Here is a 16,228-nt window from a genome sequence, read left to right as displayed (position 1 = left end):
GCGTTTTTTTTTGTCTAAAGATACTCTCTAGCGTTTAACGCTTGGGTCATGCCGAATGATCGCGTTATACTTCATCGAAACTATTACATTAGGTGGTCAGATGCGCCAAGTCATTTGCTACATCAGTATCTTAGCGACAGGTCTTGCTCTTGCAGGTTGTGGACAGTCAGGTGCTTTGCACTTGCCGAATGATCCGAATTACGACAAGCGTGCCAAGTATTTGTTATACAAAAATACTGAAACTGAGCCTAAAGCGTCCGATGAAGAACGAGAGGCACCTGTGCAACAACAGTTTGCTGCACCTACCGATTCAGACGTTAAAACCACACCATAACGCTTTCACAGAAAGGATACCTTCATGAGTTTCACCCGCATTAAAGGGGTATTGCACGCTGAGCAATGTTCATTACAACAGCTCGCGGAGCAATTTGGCACACCACTCTATGTTTATTCTAAAGCCACTTTGGAAAAGCATTTTTTAGATATGGACCGTGCTTTTGATTTTATCGACCATCAAATCTGTTTTGCGGTAAAGTCCAACTCTAATCTTGCGGTATTGAATGTATTGGCCAAAGAGGGTGCCGGTTTTGATATTGTGACCGGTGGTGAATTGGCGCGTGTGCTGAAAGCCGGTGGTGAGCCTTCGAAAATCGTATTTTCGGGCCTGGGTAAATCTGAAGCGGATATCAAAAAAGCTTTAGAAGTCGGGATTGCATGCTTCAACGTCGAATCGTATGCTGAGCTGGATCGTATCCAGAAAGTTGCGGCTGAATTAAATGTCAAAGCACCGATTTCATTGCGCGTGAATCCGGATGTCGATGCCAAAACCCATCCTTATATTTCAACCGGCTTAAAAGAAAATAAATTCGGTATTCCATCGGATAGCGTGTTCGAAACCTATCAATATGCAGCGTCATTGCCAAATCTGGATGTGGTCGGGATTGACTGCCATATTGGTTCACAGCTGACTGAAACCCAGCCATTTGTGGATGCACTGGATCGTGTCATTGTCATGATCGACCAGTTAAAAGAGCTGGGTATCCATCTTAAACACATCGATATCGGTGGTGGTCTGGGTGTGACGTATAAAGATGAAACCCCGCCGTCGGTTGAAGAATATGCCAATGCGCTGCGTCCAGCTTTAGAAAAACTGGGCCTGAAAGTGTATATGGAACCGGGACGTAGTATTTCTGCCAATGCTGGTGTGTTACTGACTAAAGTAGATCTATTAAAACCGACCAATCATCGTAATTTCGCGATCATTGATGCAGCGATGAATGACCTGATTCGCCCTGCGTTATATGAAGCATGGATGGACATTCAATCTGTTACACCTCGTACCGATGTCGAAAGCAAAGAATGGGATGTCGTGGGCGCAATTTGTGAAACTGGTGATTTCCTAGGTAAAGAGCGTGAGCTTGCGATCAAGGAAAATGATGTGCTGGCAGTGCTGGGCGCGGGTGCATACGGTTTTGTGATGAGTTCAAACTATAACAGTCGTGGTCGTGCTGCTGAGGTGATGGTCGATGCTGATCAGGCGCATTTGATTCGTGAACGTGAAACCATTGAATCACTCTGGGAACGTGAGCGTTTATTGCCTTAAGGATAAATCAGGATGTTATTAGAATTTACCAAGATGCATGGTCTAGGCAATGACTTTATGGTGGTTGATCTGATCAGCCAGCGTGCTTATCTGGATACTTTGACCATTCAGCGTTTGGCCAACCGTAACTTCGGCATTGGTTTTGATCAACTCTTGGTGGTTGAGCCACCCGATGTACCAAGTGCAGACTTTAAATACCGGATTTTTAATGCCGATGGTTCGGAAGTGGAGCAATGTGGCAATGGCGTGCGCTGTTTTGCCAAATTTGTGCATGATCGTCAGCTCACGACCAAAACCAAAATCAAGGTACAAACCAAATCTGGTATTGTAGAGCCGGAATTGGGTGCGAATGGTTGGGTACGGGTCAATATGGGCTATCCAAAATTTTTGCCTCAGGAAATTCCATTTGTAGCTGATGCGCCGGAGAGCCTGTATGACATCGATCTTGCTGGCGGTGAAAAGCTGACCATTGATGTGGTCAATATGGGGAATCCACATGCGGTGACAATCGTGCCGGATGTGATTGCTGCCGATGTCGCACGTATTGGTCCACAAGTTGAATCACATGCGCGCTTCCCGGCACGAGTCAATGCTGGCTTTATGCAGATTATTGATGAAAAACATGCACGTTTACGTGTGTACGAGCGTGGTGTAGGCGAGACCTTGGCTTGTGGTACAGGTGCCTGTGCTGCCGCAATTTCAGGTATGCGCCGTGGTCTGCTTTCGAGTAAAGTTGAAGTTGAGCTGGCAGGCGGCAAGTTGCAAATTGAGTGGGAAGAAGGTGATGTGGTCTGGATGACTGGACCAACGGCGACCGTATATGAAGGGCGTCTGGATTTACGTTATTTCCAGGGTTAAGCGGTATTACTTTGAAACAAGCCTATCCATGAGATAGGCTTTTTGCTTTCTATTTTATTGATCTAATTCTGCTTGCAGGTCTGCCATCATTTGTTCATACGTGGCTTCAAATATCATTCGATCGCCACCAATGCTGTAGAAACTTGGAATGATAAAAGTCACTAGATTGCTAAATTCAGGGTTGGCATAAAGCATGTCTACAAATACTTCAATTTGATCATCTTGAATGCCAAAGCTTGAGGCAATTTTTTCAAATTCAGGATAGAAGTCTTGGATATTATCTGGATTAAAGCGCTTTTGTAACTCCTTTAATTCATTGGTGAGTTCTTCGACCTGTAGGCTGTTCAAATTAAAAGATGCTGCAATTTTTTCAAATGAATGCATTTTATACTCGCTATGAAATCGTTTTTATGTCATGTTTTTTGGTAAGTGATTTGATATTAGCAAAAGCTGATCAGAATTTATCTTATAAAATGAATTTTAAATGATTGATTTTTTAGATACAAAATATAGATAGATGTAATATTGAGAAAGGTGGATTGGTGTAGGAAGGTTTATATTAATGGATGCAACACAATTATTATCCATCTGGCTAAAAGAACGTGAAATTCAAAACCAGTCCAAACATACCTTGCAAGCCTATGAACGTGATGTCTCGGATTTTTTAGAATTTTGCCAGCATGAACAGCTCAATTTAAATGATGTAGAAGCTACCGATTTACGCCAGTTTCTGGCTGAGAAAGTGGAACAGCATCAGCTCAGTCCTAGCAGCCTGCAACGTATGCTTTCGGCTATTCGCCAGTTTATGAAATGGGCCGAGCAGGCTCAGCATATGGCTTTTAATCCGGCGGATGATTTTCAGTTAAAACGTCAATCGCGTCCTTTGCCCGGCATGGTGGATATTGAAACCATCAACCAGATTATTGATCAGCCTGCACCTGAAACTGAGGCACAGCAGCAAATGTGGCTTCGGGACAAAGCGATGTTAGAATTGCTTTATTCCAGTGGGCTGCGTCTGGCAGAACTGCAAAGCCTGAGAATTAAAGATATTGATTTCAACCGGCAGTTATTACGCATTACTGGTAAAGGCAATAAAACCCGGATAGTGCCTTTCGGTTCCAAGGCCAAAGACAGCGTGATGGCTTGGTTGCAAGTCTATCCCTTATGGAATGGCGATTTTGTACCGGAGGCGAATGTATTTATTACCCAGAAAGGCAATCCGCTCGGTGCACGACAAATTGAAAATCGGGTCAAGTTTCAGGCGCAGCGCGCAGGCGTGAATGTAGATTTACATCCGCATTTGTTAAGACATTGTTTTGCGAGTCACATGTTATCGAATAGCCGGGACTTACGAGCCGTGCAGGAAATGCTGGGACACAGTAATTTAACCACCACGCAAATTTATACCCATGTTGATTTTGACCATCTGGCCCAGATTTATGATCAGGCCCATCCGCGTGCGCAGCATAAAGAAGATTGATCATGTGCCCAGTTTTAAAGAATAAAAATCATGAAAATTGTATTTTTGGCACAAAACTTTCATATATAAACCTTAAAATGGAATTGAACTGAACATTGGCGTTCGGGTAAGCATTTCACTATTGTCTTATTCGTTAAATGCGCCATTTCAGGTATAACAATAACTAGTATTTAATATTTAAAATGAAATATTGCTGAGTAGAGTCTCAGCATTTGACCGATGGGAGGTGACATGGACACACTGGTAATTGCAGATATAGAGCAAAAATATGCACAGTTAAGTGAAGCTCAAAAAGAAATGTTTGCAGGTTATGGTCTGCGACAAATCAAGCATTTTGTGGACATTAGCTTACCCAATCTTGAAGCGACCTTACCTGAAGGCGCCATCATTCAAGGGATTAATGCCGATGGAAAAGTTCAGGCCTTTAATGCGGCGACTAGGCAATACTATTTATGGATTTCTGATTTGCAATGGCAATTGTCGAATCGTGCGACCCAGGCAGTCGATTTAAAAGAAGATGCGATTGCAATTTGGCAAATTTTTGAATTGGCAGGCTATGAGCTGGTAGATTTAAGCCATGTACATCGTGATTTTTTAGCACAAGAAACTGAGTAAATTCTGAAGCATCCACATAACATAAAAATAAGATTCAGTCCTGTGATTTGGCTTTGCTCAAGAGGAAAAGGTTGTCTTCTATAGGCAACCTTTTCTTATAGTAGAACTTTCAATCTATGCGCTTGCAGCACATGTTATGGTTTAAGCAAGCATACGATTATGCAAATCTTAAATTAAGAACATAGCGTCGTTGTCTAAAATCAGTTTGCCTATAAATCTTCTAAAGGCAGCTGGAAACTCTGTTTAATAATCTGACTCGGTAAATCTGTTTTGACACTGGTAATACCATTTTTTTTTGTCAGATGGGTCGACTGAAATTTACGGTAACTTTCCAGATCAGGCACCACAACTTTCAACATGGCATCGCTCTCTCCCAAAATAATGTAGCACTCCATCACTTGCGGCAATTCTTTCATCGCCTCAATAAAGGTATCAATGGTTTCGGCATCCTGACCGACCAGCCAGATGCGCGAAAATAAAATCAGCTGAAAACCAATTTTTTGTTGGTCGACAATAGTCGTGTAATTCTGAATGACGCCTGCATCTTCCAGTAATTTTACCCGGCGTAAACAGGACGAAGGTGAAAGTCCGATTTCACGTGCCAGATCATTATTCTGAATACGGCCATTGGCTTGTAAATGTCGAATGATATTTTTATCAATTCGATCAAGTTTTACCCGCACAGACTTGGTGGATATTTTCATAAATTAGAATAATATTCGAAAAATAATACTTATTATAAAATAAATTGAAAGCCAATTTTGTAAAAAATCGCAGATACTTATTTCACTTTCTGGAGTTTGAAAGGAAAAGGAAATGTCTGTATTTGTACTCTTTGCACTGACCGTGCTTCCCCTGATTTTTACGCCTGGACCCGATATGTTATTTATCCTGTCTCAAGTGATGGGTAAAGATGCAAAAGCAGGCATGATGGCAACCTTAGGGGTGTGTTGCGGTTATCTGGTGCATTCGATCCTTGTGGCACTCGGAATTGCGGCTATTATTGTCTCTTTTCCGGTGCTGTTTGAAACGATTCGCTGGCTCGGGATTGCTTATCTGCTGTATTTGGCATTTAGTTTACTTAAATCGGTATTCAGTAAAAACGCGCTGAACATTGAGAAAAAGACCTCAGCCAATCCGATTAAAAAAGGTTTTTTTACTGCGCTGTTAAATCCGAAAGGCATGTTGATTTATTTTGCGATTTTGCCGCAGTTTATTGATAAATCAGCCAATACTGTCAGCCAAGGTTTGATCCTGTCCTTTATTTTTATCAGTCTGATTTTTGTAGTGTATTGTAGCTTAAGTATTTTGTTCAGCAAAATCAGCCAAAAAACCCAAATGGATGAACGTAAACAAAAATGGGTAGATGGAACTTCTGGTGGTTTACTGGCACTTGCCGCAAGCTGGTTAATCATTAATTAATCGGATTGCAAAGAAGCATACTGTTCGCAGTATGCTTTTTTTATAATTGTGAAGATTTGAAATTAAATATTCACTTTGTCGGCGTAGAATTCAATGCGCTGGTTTATTATTTGGTCAATTTGTCTTTATATTAGGTTTAATTCGCTCTCAAAAAGAATTCTGTCCAAAATGACAAAAGCTGACATACGTATATCCCGGCTGTTTTGCTGCAAGCTGCTTTAAATCAATTTAAATTAAATGTGATCAATCAAAACTTCTGATGTGATTAATCAGATAAAAAAATAATATAAATCAATGGTTAAATTTTAAGTAAATATTGATACATTTCATTGTAATAAAACGATAACAATTAATTGTGAACGCATCGTTCAGGGAAAATTACGCATTTTTACACCTCTTTGTTGAATTGTGACTTGACCGAAATGCCGTACACATTGCAAGATAGGGCACCTAAAAAAATTTAAGTGAAGAGTTACACTAACTTTTCTCAACATTTACATTTGCTAAAACAGCCGAGGATTACATGAAGGCTCTTGTTGCTGTAAAACGTGTGGTTGATGCCAACGTTAAAGTTCGTGTTAAACCGGACAACAGTGGTGTTGACTTAACTAACGTTAAAATGTCAATTAATCCATTCTGTGAAATCGCAGTGGAAGAAGCGGTTCGTTTAAAAGAAAAAGGAACTGTTTCAGAAATCATTGTTGTTTCTATTGGTCCTAAAGAAGCCCAAGAACAAATCCGTTCTGCAATGGCGCTTGGTGCTGACCGCGGTATCCTGGTTGAAGCTGATGACAGCCAACTGGGTGCGCTGGAAATCGCTAAAATTCTGAAAGGCGTTGTTGACGCTGAGCAACCACAATTGATCCTTCTAGGTAAGCAAGCAATTGATGATGACTCGAATCAGGTTGGTCAGATGCTTGGCGCTCTAATGGGTGCAGGTCAAGGTACATTCGCTTCTGAAGTAAAAGTAGATGGCGACAAAGTACAAGTAACACGTGAAGTAGACGGCGGTTTACAAACTGTTGAACTGACACTTCCAGCAATCATTACCACTGACTTGCGTTTGAACGAGCCACGTTATGCGGCACTTCCAAACATCATGAAAGCGCGTAAAAAACCGCTGGATACCAAGTCACCTGCAGATTTCGGTGTAAACCCTGCAACTAAACTGAAAACAGTGAAAGTTGAATCACCTGCAGAGCGTAAAGCTGGCGTACAAGTGAAGTCTGTAGACGAACTTGTAGAAAAATTGAAAAACGAAGCGAAAGTGATCTAATACAGAAGGATAAAAATCATGAGTATTTTAGTTATCGCTGAGCACGACAACAAAGCATTAAACGCTGCTACTTTAAACGTTGTTGCTGCAGCGCAAAAAATCGGTGGTGATATCACTGTATTGGTTGCTGGTTCTGGCGCTCAGGCAGTTGCTGACCAGGCGGCTAAAGTTGCAGGCGTAAGCAAAGTATTACTTGCTGATGACGCTGCTTATGCAAACCAATTGGCTGAAAACGTAGCTAAACTTGTTGCTGAATTAGGTAAAGGCTATACACATATCCTTGCTGCTTCTACAACAACTGGTAAAAACATTTTGCCACGTGCAGCTGCGCTTCTTGACGTAAGCATGATCACTGACATCATCGCGGTAGATGGTCCTAAGACTTTCAAACGTCCGATCTATGCAGGTAACGCAATTGCGACTGTAGAATCAGGCGAAAACATCGTATTGGCGACTGTTCGTGGTACAGCATTTGATGCTGTAGCTGCTGAGGGTGGTTCTGCTGCTGTTGAAGCTGCTGCGTCTACGGGTGATGCGGGTATTTCTAAGTTTATCAACGAAGAAATCGTAAAATCTGAACGTCCTGAACTGACAGCTGCGCGTATTGTGGTTTCTGGTGGTCGTGGTGTTGGTTCTGGTGAGAACTATCACAAAATCCTTGATCCATTGGCTGACAAGCTTGGTGCTGCTCAAGGTGCATCACGTGCTGCGGTAGATGCCGGCTTCGTACCAAACGATATGCAAGTTGGTCAAACGGGTAAAATCGTTGCACCTGATCTGTATATCGCTGTAGGTATCTCTGGTGCGATTCAGCATTTGGCAGGTATGAAAGAATCTAAAGTGATCGTTGCGATCAACAAAGACGAAGAAGCGCCAATCAATGCAGTCGCTGACTACTGGTTAGTCGGTGACCTGAACACTGTTATTCCTGAATTGGTTTCTAAAATCTAATTCCTGAACACAGTTTAAAAGACGCTCTTGCGCAGGCAGTGAAAGCAATGCTTTACTGTTTTGTCCAAGGGCGTTTTTTTATGCAAAAATTTTAAAAATACTCGACAGTCGAAACTAGAGTATTTCATTTGCATGAAAAGTGATAAAATCCCGGTTTGCTTTTTCTCCTGTTTTTAATCATGTCCTTTTCCAAAGCCGCCCATATCCTGTTTATTAGTTTTTTGCTGATTGCGCTTTATCTGGGTATTTGTATTCATACTGCCCTGAATGCACCAGCTTCGGTAACTCAGTATTTATTTAGTGAATCAGGCGCTTTTGAAGTCATGAGTCCATGGTTATGGTACTTGCTGGCAGTGCTGTGTTTGCTTAATGTTGAAATCAAACCTAATACCCGAGTGTTTACGGCTATAGCAGCGACATTGTTGGGATTACGGGAAATGGATTTCCATAAGCAGGTGTTTGAAATGAGTTTTATCAAAACGAATTTCTATCGCAGTGCTGAAATTCCGCTTATGGATAAGCTGCTCGGATTTATTTTATTGCTCGGGATTGTTTTTGTCTTTCTGGTACTGGCGAAAAAGCTGGTTCAAACCATACGAAACATGAAAAATTCTTTGAATATTGCACATTTTTTTATCTTTCTCACCATTGCCTGTGGCGGACTAAGCAAGGTGCTCGATCGCACGACTTCAACCCTGAAAGATGAATTCGGCATCCAATTGGTGCCGCATACTCAAATCATGATTATGACCATTGAGGAAGGGGTAGAAATGTTATTGCCAGTTTTATTGGTTGTGGCTGTGCTGAGCTATCGTAAAGTACTGAACCAGGCACAATAAAAATATAGAAAAAATGATAAGGATGCGCCAGTTGATTGGCGCATTTTGTTTTTGTAGTACTGTATTTCTCAAAATTTTGGGTATTCAAAAATCCTGTCTGGATGCGCTAATTTTCGGTTTTGAAATAACAAGAAAATGATCACTAAAATGAAGATAATTAACAAGGTTAAGCTGAATATTTCGACACAAAAATACAAGTGTTTATGCTATAATTTAGGGCTGTATTTTAGTTTTTAACTCAGTCGTTTGAGTTAATGATTTTGCTAGTTTTACGACATATAAATACAAGCCAAAATTGGCTTGTAGAATAAGGAGTATGCATGAGCGTATCGGAAATTAGACCGATTGCCATTGAGGATGAACTTAAAAGCTCATATCTCGATTATGCGATGAGCGTGATTGTGTCACGTGCATTGCCCGATGTACGAGATGGTTTAAAACCTGTTCATCGTCGTGTGCTTTTCGCAATGCACGAATTAGGCAATGACTATAACAAAGCTTATAAAAAGTCTGCACGTGTAGTCGGTGACGTGATTGGTAAATATCACCCGCATGGTGATTTTGCCGTATACGAAACCATTGTACGTATGGCGCAAGATTTCAGCTTGCGTTACCAATTGGTTGATGGTCAAGGTAACTTCGGTTCGGTCGATGGCGACAGCGCAGCAGCAATGCGTTATACCGAAGTACGTATGCGTAAACTGACCCACGAACTGTTAGCGGATCTTGAAAAAGATACCGTCGAGTGGGAAGACAACTACGATGGCTCTGAGCGTATTCCTCAAGTCATGCCAACCCGTGTTCCGAACTTGTTGATTAATGGTGTCACTGGTATTGCAGTCGGTATGGCGACCAATATGGCGCCGCATAACATGACTGAAGTTGTGAATGCGTGTCTGGCCTATGCCAATGATCCTCAAATCAGCATTGAAGGATTGATGGAACATATTTCTGGTCCGGATTTCCCGACAGGCGGTATCATTTACGGTAAATCAGGCATCGTCGATGCATATCGTACCGGTAAGGGCCGTTTGCATATTCGTGGTAAGTACCATTTCGAAGAAGATCCGAAAAATGGCCGTACCACGATTGTCTTCACTGAAATTCCATATCAGGTCAATAAAGCAAAAACCATTGAGCGTATTGCTGAACTGGTCAAAGAGAAAAAACTGGAAGGCATTTCAGAGCTTCGTGACGAGTCTGACAAAGACGGTATGCGTATCGCGATTGACCTGAAGCGCGGTGAAAACGCTGAAGTGATCGTGAACAACCTGTTCCAGAACACGCAACTTGAAAACTCTTTCAGCATCAACATGGTTTGTCTGGACAATGGCCAACCAAAATTGATGAACCTGAAAGACATCATTGCGGCATTTATCCGTCACCGTCAGGAAGTGGTCACGCGTCGTACCATGTTCGAATTACGCAAAGCGCGTGAACGTGGGCATATCTTGGAAGGTTTAACCGTTGCCCTGGCGAATATTGATGCCATCATCGAAACCATTAAGAGTTCTGCGAATCCGGCTGAAGCGCGGGAGCGTTTGCAGGCAGGTGAATGGGCAGGTGGCGGTGTTTTGGCATTGCTGGAAAAAGCCGGTTCAGTTTCTGTTCGTCCGGATGAGATTGAAGGTGAAGACCCAAGTCGCCCGTTTGGTTTGGATGGCGAGATTTATCGTCTGTCTCCAACCCAGGTGAATGCAATTATGGAACTTCGCTTGCATCGTTTAACTGGTCTGGAACAAGACAAGTTACATGCTGAATATAGTGAAATCCTGTCACAAATTGCTGAACTGACTGCAATTTTGAATGACTTTAATCTGTTGATGAGTGTCATTCGTGAAGAGCTGGCATTAATTCTTCAGCAGTATGGCGATGCGCGTAAAACGTCGATTGTCGAGTCACGTATCGATTTCTCTCGTGAAGATCTGATTCCTGAAGAGCAAATGGTGCTGACGGTATCGAAATCAGGTTATGCGAAAACTCAACCATTGTCTGATTACGCTGCACAGCGTCGTGGTGGCCGTGGTAAGTCTGCGACCAGCATGAAAGAAGATGATTACATTCAACATCTGATTGTGACGTCAAGTCATGCGACGGTACTTTGCTTTACCAACGTTGGTAAGGTCTACCGTCTGAAAGTCTATGAAGTGCCGCAAGCCTCACGTGGTGCCAAAGGTCGCCCAATGGTGAATTTGTTGCCACTGGATGAAAACGAGACCATTACCGCGATTTTGCCTGTGATTGACGCGCCGAAGAAATTCAAGGAACGTCTGGCTGCCTTCAAGGCATTTGTCAAAGCCAATGCAGCGCAGTTGCAAGCCAATGAAGTGATCAATGCTCATTTTGCCGAGCTTGAAGCAGCGCTGACAGAATCTGAAGATGGTGCGGATGATATTTCTGATGCATTGCGTATTCAATTGAAACAGTTGGGCTTGGAGCTTTCTGCAACAGATCTTGATGATGACATCATCAATGACTTTGCTCAGCAGGCTGAAGCGGTACGTAAAAACTTCTATGTGTTTATGGCAACCGAATACGGTACGATTAAACGTGTAGAGCTTGAGCAGTTCTCGAATGTTCGTTCAAACGGTTTACGTGCGATTGAGTTGAATGGTGACGATACCCTCATTGGTGTGGCGATTACTGATGGCGAACAGCAAATCATGTTGTTCTCGAATGAAGGTAAAGCTATTCGCTTCGCAGAGACTGATGTACGTTCAATGGGGCGTTCTGCCAAAGGTGTACGCGGTATGCGCGTGACCATTGGTGCAGCTGCACAGCTAGAAGAAAATGACGAAACTGAGATCGAGTCTGATGACGAAGATGGTTCAGATTCAGCATTGATTAGCCGAATCGTATCACTGGTTGTTGTACCTGAAACTGGCGAAGTACTGTGTGCATCTGAAAATGGTTATGGTAAACGTACTCCAGTAGACGACTTCCCGACCAAGAAACGTGGCGGTAAGGGCGTGATTGCGATCAAGACCTCTGAACGTAATGGTCAATTGGTGGGCGCTGTTGCCATTGATGCGTCTAAAGAACTGATGCTGATTTCAGATGGCGGTACGCTGGTTCGTACCCGTGCATCTGAAGTGGCGCAAACTGGTCGTAACGCACAGGGTGTTCGTCTGATCCGCTTAGGTAATGAGGAATTGCTGGTCGGTGTGGTTTCAATCGAAGCTGTTGAAGAAGATGAGTTTGTTGAAGCGATTGAAAGCGAAGACGCTTTAGTGGCAGAAACAGATTCAGCAGCTGAAACTGAGCAAGTTGAAAAAGATGGTGAAAATTCAGTAGAAGAATAAGTTTTTTACTGATAAAAAGGGCGCTTCGGCGTCCTTTTTTATAAACCTTGACCGCATAAGGGTAAGCGATGAAAACCAAATTAATGTTGTTAGCAGCAGCGGTTGCATTGAGTGGCTGTAATTCAATGGACAATATTCCGAATCCGAGTCCTGAACAGGAAAAGGCGGCACAGCTAGCCTATGAGGATTTGCGTGACGGGAAATATGACGAGTTTTTGGATCAGTTAGAACCGCAGTTGCAAACCCAGTTTAAGGATAATGAAAAGCTGATGAAACGCTTTTCACGTTCAATTCCTCAAGGTGAATACAAGTCTAAGACTTTAATGACCAAAGAGATTGAAGAAGCAACCAATCAACCGGGACAATATAAGGTCAGCTATGAAATTTCCTATCCGGAGAATCTGGTTCAGTATGATGTGAGTTTTGACAAGCCGAATGGCAGCAACAAGATTCGCAATTTCAATATTCAGGTCTTTGGTGAGTCGAGTAAATAAGTGGAATAGGAGCATTACTATAATGCTCTATCTGCTTTGATGAATAGGAATTAAACGTCGATAAGCCAGGAAAAAACACAAGCTGCCGATCATTCCAAGATAGAGCAGTTTAGGCAAGACCAGTGCAGTAGGCACACCCATCTGATTGAGTTGAATAAACATCTGCACAATTTGGGTGGAAGGCAGGATTTCGCCAACGACTTGCATCCAGATGGGCATGGCGGCATGCGGCCAGGCCGCACCAGATAAAAAGAACAGTGGAATGGAAGTGAATACAATCACATGACCCGCACGTTCTGGCAGATCCAGAAAACTGGCAAATAGACAGGTCATGCCAATTATCGTGTAGATAAAAACCGGAACAGCCAGTAGCATTCCAAGCAGGTTGCCACCGCGCGGATAATCAAATAGCCAGAAGCTAAAGCCGAATAAATAGAAACATCCCAGACAGCCAATGGTGAAGACCGCTAAACACATACCAATGAACGCATTTGCGTTTAATTCTACTTTTCTTTCCCGATATACCAAAATCAGCATACTCAAACCTAAAAGAATGGTTTGGTGGATAATTAAAGGTGCAACCGCAGGAAAGACATAGCTGCCATAGCCGGACAGCGGATTAAATAAAGGAATTTGATGCACAGAAAGGGCAGGTGAAAAATCCGAGACCTCACCAAAGCGTTCAGTGTAGTCTGCCAAAGTTTGCTCAACCGATGTGGCTAAGCCCAGACCAATTTGTTTGGTCACTAAAAAGTTGGCTGTACTTAAATACAGTCCAATGCCACCTGTTTCACCATGCCTTAAGCTTTGCGATAAATTGTCCGGCAGCAGTAAAATGCCATCGGCTTTTTGAGATTCCACCCATTGTTTGGCTTCGGCAAAATTTCCGGTAATCGCCTGAATTTCGACATTGGGGCTTTGTGCCACCTGACCAATAATGCGGGTACTTAAGCTACTTTGTTCTTCATCGACAATAATAATCGGTAAGGCTTCAGCCTGCTGTGCCTGATAAGCGGTTGGATAAAAAAAGCTGTAAAACAAGACGGATAGAATCAGCGTGGTAAAGATCGTGCCGTGACTGACGATATCTTTAAAGCTTTGTAGATAGTAAAACCAAAGGGATTTCATGGTGTTGCTCCTTTGGCGATTTTTTTAAGAAACAGATAAGCCAGCAGAGCGTAGACTAGGGCATAGATCAGCAGCATTAATCCAGCTTGCAGTGAAATATGCAATGGACTACCAATCACCCATTGTTCAGTTTGTAATTTGGCATAGGGCGTGAACGGAATAATATTGGACCAGAACTGGGTGAATAGGGGCGCATTATTTAAAGGTAAGGTCACACCGGCAAAACTTAAAGATGAACCACCATAGACCGCAATGATGCCAAAAGATTTACTTAAATCTTTGGTTGCCAGAACCACTGCACTGCTTAAAAATGCATAAGCGCTATATAGCAGAAATTGTGCCGATAGAATCAGAGCGAGCGAGCCGGCAACAAACCAGCCGCGAATTTCAATCAGCCAGAACATCCAGATCCAGGTCCATAGACTAAAAATAGCCACATAGACCAGGTTCTTAGACAGTAATGCCATCCAGATGGATGAGTTGCTAATCCAGCTTGTTAAGGTCTGCCGCTTCAGTTCCTGACCGACGGAAAATGCCACACAACAACACAGCAGTAAATGCAGAATTGCCGGAATGACATAGAGTTCCAGATAGAATTCATAATTCAGTTGTGGATTATACAGCGGCGATATTTTGATATGCGGTGACGGTGCTTCGAGAGAAGGCAGCCGGTTGCCCAGATATTGCTGTCCGCTAAATTCAGCCAGTGCTTGCAGGGTACTGACCAGCATGGCAGAGGAAATGGTATTTCCGATACTGAAATAACTCTGGTTAAAGGCAATACTGATGTCAGCATCCCGGGCACGAACCAGACGTTGCTCGGCACCGCTGGGAATATGGATATAACCCCAAATTTTATTTTGATTTAACAGGCGCTCAATTTCAGCTGTTTGTTCCGACACCGTAGCAATTTTAAGAGTATGATTCAGCGCCACATGCTGATAAATGCTTTGACTCAGCGCACTCTGGTCTTGATCAATAATCGCAATCGGTAAATGATCCGGTTTCCCTTGAGCAAACATGCTGCTGAATAAAATAATCACCAGTGCAGGTGCGAGCGTGACCAGACACAGATCCCATTTTTCGCGGAGCAGATAGCGCAGTTCGCGCCATATACCCGTCCACATTATCGGGTCTCTTTCAGTTTAAATAACACGCTCATCCCAACTTTCAGTTCAGGAATCGCTGGTGTGGGCACAAGATGCAGCTTAAAACTTCGCACATCATAACCGCCGGTTTGGCGTGTGGTCTTAATGGTGGCAAATTCACCTTCAGCACTGATCTGCTTGATTTTAAAAGTGGCGGTTTTATCTAGGGCGGGAATATAACCTTCAATACTGCTCATTTTCTGAAACGGGGCATATTGGTCTTCACGAATATTCAGGCTCACCCACATTTGATCTTCAATCAGGCTGACCACAGGGACTGCGGTGGCTACCAGCTCCGAGACTTTGCCATAGGTTTTAGATACCGTTCCGTTTACAGGTGCTACTAATTGGGTTTCTGCTTCTAAAGCATTGGCTTCATCCAGCGCAGCCTGGGCAATATCTACCTGTGCATCGGCGGAACTCTTTTGCTGCGAAGTGCTGCCACGTTTGGCACGTGCATATTGCTGATACGCCGCCTCTGTCATTTGCGCCGCTGATTGACTGGCTGCATACAATTCATCACGGCGCTGGCGTGAAATCACACCTTCCTTCAATAAATTTGCACCACGCTCATAAGAAACTTTGGCTAAATTTTGCTGTGCTTTCAGCGCTTGCCAGTTGGCATACAGACTGGCGATATTTTCTTCCTGCGAGCCACGTTCAGCAGTCGATTGTAAGGCCAGCGCAGATTGTAAAGCCGCTGCGGCTTGCTGTTTTTTGGCCTGAATTTCCGGGCTGTTTAAGCGCACCAGCACATCGCCTTTTTTGACCTGCTGACCTTCTTCTACATAAATTTCTTCAATACGGCTTGGCACTTTGGTCGCCACCTGAACCGTTTCAGCTTCTACACGACCCTGCAATTCAAGCGGAGCCGGTTGGTAGCTTTTCCATAATCCAAATGCGATGACTGCCAGCAGAACTGGAATCAGGGCGAGCAATAAATATTTTTTCTTTTTAGCGATTTCAGGAGCTTGTTGTTGCTCGGTCGAAGTCGTCGCGTTGTTTTCTATTTCAGTTTTTGTTTCTACCTGTTGCGCAGGCGATTTTTCTGTATCGCTGGATGAAGCCGCTTCATTCACAGGATCATTGGTTTTTTGATCTTCGTTCATGTT

At 43.1% G+C, this 16,228-nt stretch carries 16 protein-coding genes; 11 read left to right on the top strand and 5 right to left on the bottom strand.

Going from position 1 to position 16,228, the window contains the following annotated elements:
• Nucleotides 1-100 precede the first annotated feature (100 nt).
• Genes lptM through dapF form a run of 3 tightly spaced genes read left to right on the top strand, consistent with a single transcriptional unit; the run spans nt 101 to nt 2,461 of the window.
• Nucleotides 101-334 carry an LPS translocon maturation chaperone LptM gene (gene lptM / locus NI469_RS04860; protein ID WP_004645718.1) on the top strand — a complete coding sequence of 78 codons (234 nt, stop codon included), beginning with the start codon at nt 101-103 and terminating at the stop codon, nt 332-334.
• A gap of 24 nt (nt 335-358) precedes the next feature.
• Nucleotides 359-1,603, top strand: a complete 1,245-nt coding sequence (gene lysA, locus NI469_RS04855; protein WP_222112229.1) for a diaminopimelate decarboxylase — start codon at nt 359-361, stop codon at nt 1,601-1,603.
• A 12-nt stretch (nt 1,604-1,615) separates the two neighbouring features.
• Entirely contained in the window at nt 1,616-2,461 is an 846-nt protein-coding gene (gene dapF, locus NI469_RS04850; RefSeq protein WP_222112228.1) for a diaminopimelate epimerase, read from the top strand.
• 54 nt (nt 2,462-2,515) lie between these two features.
• Here dapF and NI469_RS04845 read toward each other — a convergent pair whose 3' ends face one another.
• Nucleotides 2,516-2,845 (bottom strand): hypothetical protein, encoded by a 330-nt coding sequence (locus NI469_RS04845; RefSeq protein WP_005103900.1) that lies wholly within the window; start codon nt 2,843-2,845, stop codon nt 2,516-2,518.
• Between the two features lie 178 nt (nt 2,846-3,023).
• On the opposite strand from NI469_RS04845, the gene xerA reads away from it, so the two are divergent.
• Both xerA and NI469_RS04835 read left to right on the top strand, forming a co-directional pair.
• A complete protein-coding gene (xerA, locus tag NI469_RS04840) occupies nt 3,024-3,941 on the top strand; it encodes a site-specific tyrosine recombinase/integron integrase (protein ID WP_213687525.1) in 918 nt (305 codons plus the stop codon).
• 231 nt (nt 3,942-4,172) lie between these two features.
• Complete coding sequence (locus NI469_RS04835) at nt 4,173-4,556, top strand: hypothetical protein (protein ID WP_005103897.1); 384 nt, start codon at nt 4,173-4,175, stop codon at nt 4,554-4,556.
• 209 nt (nt 4,557-4,765) lie between these two features.
• On the opposite strand, the gene NI469_RS04830 is transcribed toward NI469_RS04835, so the two are convergent.
• Entirely contained in the window at nt 4,766-5,260 is a 495-nt protein-coding gene (locus NI469_RS04830; protein ID WP_004645712.1) for an Lrp/AsnC family transcriptional regulator, read from the bottom strand.
• A 112-nt stretch (nt 5,261-5,372) separates the two neighbouring features.
• Between NI469_RS04830 and NI469_RS04825 the strand changes: the two genes are divergently transcribed.
• The 6 genes from NI469_RS04825 (at nt 5,373) to NI469_RS04800 (ending at nt 12,840) form a co-directional block, all read left to right on the top strand.
• Nucleotides 5,373-5,978 (top strand): LysE family translocator, encoded by a 606-nt coding sequence (locus tag NI469_RS04825; protein ID WP_085064932.1) that lies wholly within the window; start codon nt 5,373-5,375, stop codon nt 5,976-5,978.
• A 523-nt stretch (nt 5,979-6,501) separates the two neighbouring features.
• Nucleotides 6,502-7,254 (top strand): electron transfer flavoprotein subunit beta/FixA family protein, encoded by a 753-nt coding sequence (locus tag NI469_RS04820; protein ID WP_004731799.1) that lies wholly within the window; start codon nt 6,502-6,504, stop codon nt 7,252-7,254.
• An 18-nt stretch (nt 7,255-7,272) separates the two neighbouring features.
• Entirely contained in the window at nt 7,273-8,205 is a 933-nt protein-coding gene (locus NI469_RS04815) for an FAD-binding protein (protein WP_004280494.1), read from the top strand.
• 179 nt (nt 8,206-8,384) lie between these two features.
• Nucleotides 8,385-9,044: a hypothetical protein gene (locus NI469_RS04810; protein ID WP_253174539.1), complete on the top strand. Its 660-nt coding sequence runs from the start codon at nt 8,385-8,387 to the stop codon at nt 9,042-9,044.
• 320 nt (nt 9,045-9,364) lie between these two features.
• A complete protein-coding gene (gyrA, locus tag NI469_RS04805; RefSeq protein ID WP_253174538.1) occupies nt 9,365-12,346 on the top strand; it encodes a DNA gyrase subunit A in 2,982 nt (993 codons plus the stop codon).
• Nucleotides 12,347-12,414: 68 nt separating this feature from the next.
• Entirely contained in the window at nt 12,415-12,840 is a 426-nt protein-coding gene (locus tag NI469_RS04800; protein WP_253172427.1) for a DUF3887 domain-containing protein, read from the top strand.
• A 27-nt stretch (nt 12,841-12,867) separates the two neighbouring features.
• Here NI469_RS04800 and NI469_RS04795 read toward each other — a convergent pair whose 3' ends face one another.
• Genes NI469_RS04795 through NI469_RS04785 form a run of 3 tightly spaced genes read right to left on the bottom strand, consistent with a single transcriptional unit; the run spans nt 12,868 to nt 16,225 of the window.
• Nucleotides 12,868-13,968 carry an ABC transporter permease gene (locus NI469_RS04795; protein ID WP_253174537.1) on the bottom strand — a complete coding sequence of 367 codons (1,101 nt, stop codon included), beginning with the start codon at nt 13,966-13,968 and terminating at the stop codon, nt 12,868-12,870.
• Nucleotides 13,965-15,095, bottom strand: a complete 1,131-nt coding sequence (locus NI469_RS04790) for an ABC transporter permease (protein ID WP_048881914.1) — start codon at nt 15,093-15,095, stop codon at nt 13,965-13,967. Before NI469_RS04790 ends, NI469_RS04795 begins: the two co-directional genes overlap by 4 nt.
• Nucleotides 15,095-16,225 (bottom strand): HlyD family secretion protein, encoded by a 1,131-nt coding sequence (locus NI469_RS04785; protein ID WP_253174536.1) that lies wholly within the window; start codon nt 16,223-16,225, stop codon nt 15,095-15,097. Before NI469_RS04785 ends, NI469_RS04790 begins: the two co-directional genes overlap by 1 nt.
• Nucleotides 16,226-16,228 lie beyond the last annotated feature (3 nt).

Origin of the sequence: Acinetobacter lwoffii (assembly GCF_024129735.1) — a bacterium.
Taxonomy (GTDB): Bacteria; Pseudomonadota; Gammaproteobacteria; order Pseudomonadales; family Moraxellaceae; genus Acinetobacter; species Acinetobacter lwoffii_H.
This window is presented reverse-complemented; position numbering and strand designations above follow the sequence as displayed.

Coding starts and splice junctions, on each gene's coding strand:
- dapF (WP_222112228.1), top strand. CDS start 1,616: ATGTTATTAGAATTTACCAAGATGCATGGTCTAGGCAATGACTTTATG.
- xerA (WP_213687525.1), top strand. CDS start 3,024: ATGGATGCAACACAATTATTATCCATCTGGCTAAAAGAACGTGAAATT.
- NI469_RS04830 (WP_004645712.1), bottom strand. CDS start 5,260: ATGAAAATATCCACCAAGTCTGTGCGGGTAAAACTTGATCGAATTGAT.
- gyrA (WP_253174538.1), top strand. CDS start 9,365: ATGAGCGTATCGGAAATTAGACCGATTGCCATTGAGGATGAACTTAAA.
- NI469_RS04785 (WP_253174536.1), bottom strand. CDS start 16,225: ATGAACGAAGATCAAAAAACCAATGATCCTGTGAATGAAGCGGCTTCA.
- lysA (WP_222112229.1), top strand. CDS start 359: ATGAGTTTCACCCGCATTAAAGGGGTATTGCACGCTGAGCAATGTTCA.
- NI469_RS04795 (WP_253174537.1), bottom strand. CDS start 13,968: ATGAAATCCCTTTGGTTTTACTATCTACAAAGCTTTAAAGATATCGTC.
- lptM (WP_004645718.1), top strand. CDS start 101: ATGCGCCAAGTCATTTGCTACATCAGTATCTTAGCGACAGGTCTTGCT.
- NI469_RS04815 (WP_004280494.1), top strand. CDS start 7,273: ATGAGTATTTTAGTTATCGCTGAGCACGACAACAAAGCATTAAACGCT.
- NI469_RS04820 (WP_004731799.1), top strand. CDS start 6,502: ATGAAGGCTCTTGTTGCTGTAAAACGTGTGGTTGATGCCAACGTTAAA.
- NI469_RS04835 (WP_005103897.1), top strand. CDS start 4,173: ATGGACACACTGGTAATTGCAGATATAGAGCAAAAATATGCACAGTTA.
- NI469_RS04810 (WP_253174539.1), top strand. CDS start 8,385: ATGTCCTTTTCCAAAGCCGCCCATATCCTGTTTATTAGTTTTTTGCTG.
- NI469_RS04845 (WP_005103900.1), bottom strand. CDS start 2,845: ATGCATTCATTTGAAAAAATTGCAGCATCTTTTAATTTGAACAGCCTA.
- NI469_RS04800 (WP_253172427.1), top strand. CDS start 12,415: ATGAAAACCAAATTAATGTTGTTAGCAGCAGCGGTTGCATTGAGTGGC.
- NI469_RS04825 (WP_085064932.1), top strand. CDS start 5,373: ATGTCTGTATTTGTACTCTTTGCACTGACCGTGCTTCCCCTGATTTTT.
- NI469_RS04790 (WP_048881914.1), bottom strand. CDS start 15,095: ATGTGGACGGGTATATGGCGCGAACTGCGCTATCTGCTCCGCGAAAAA.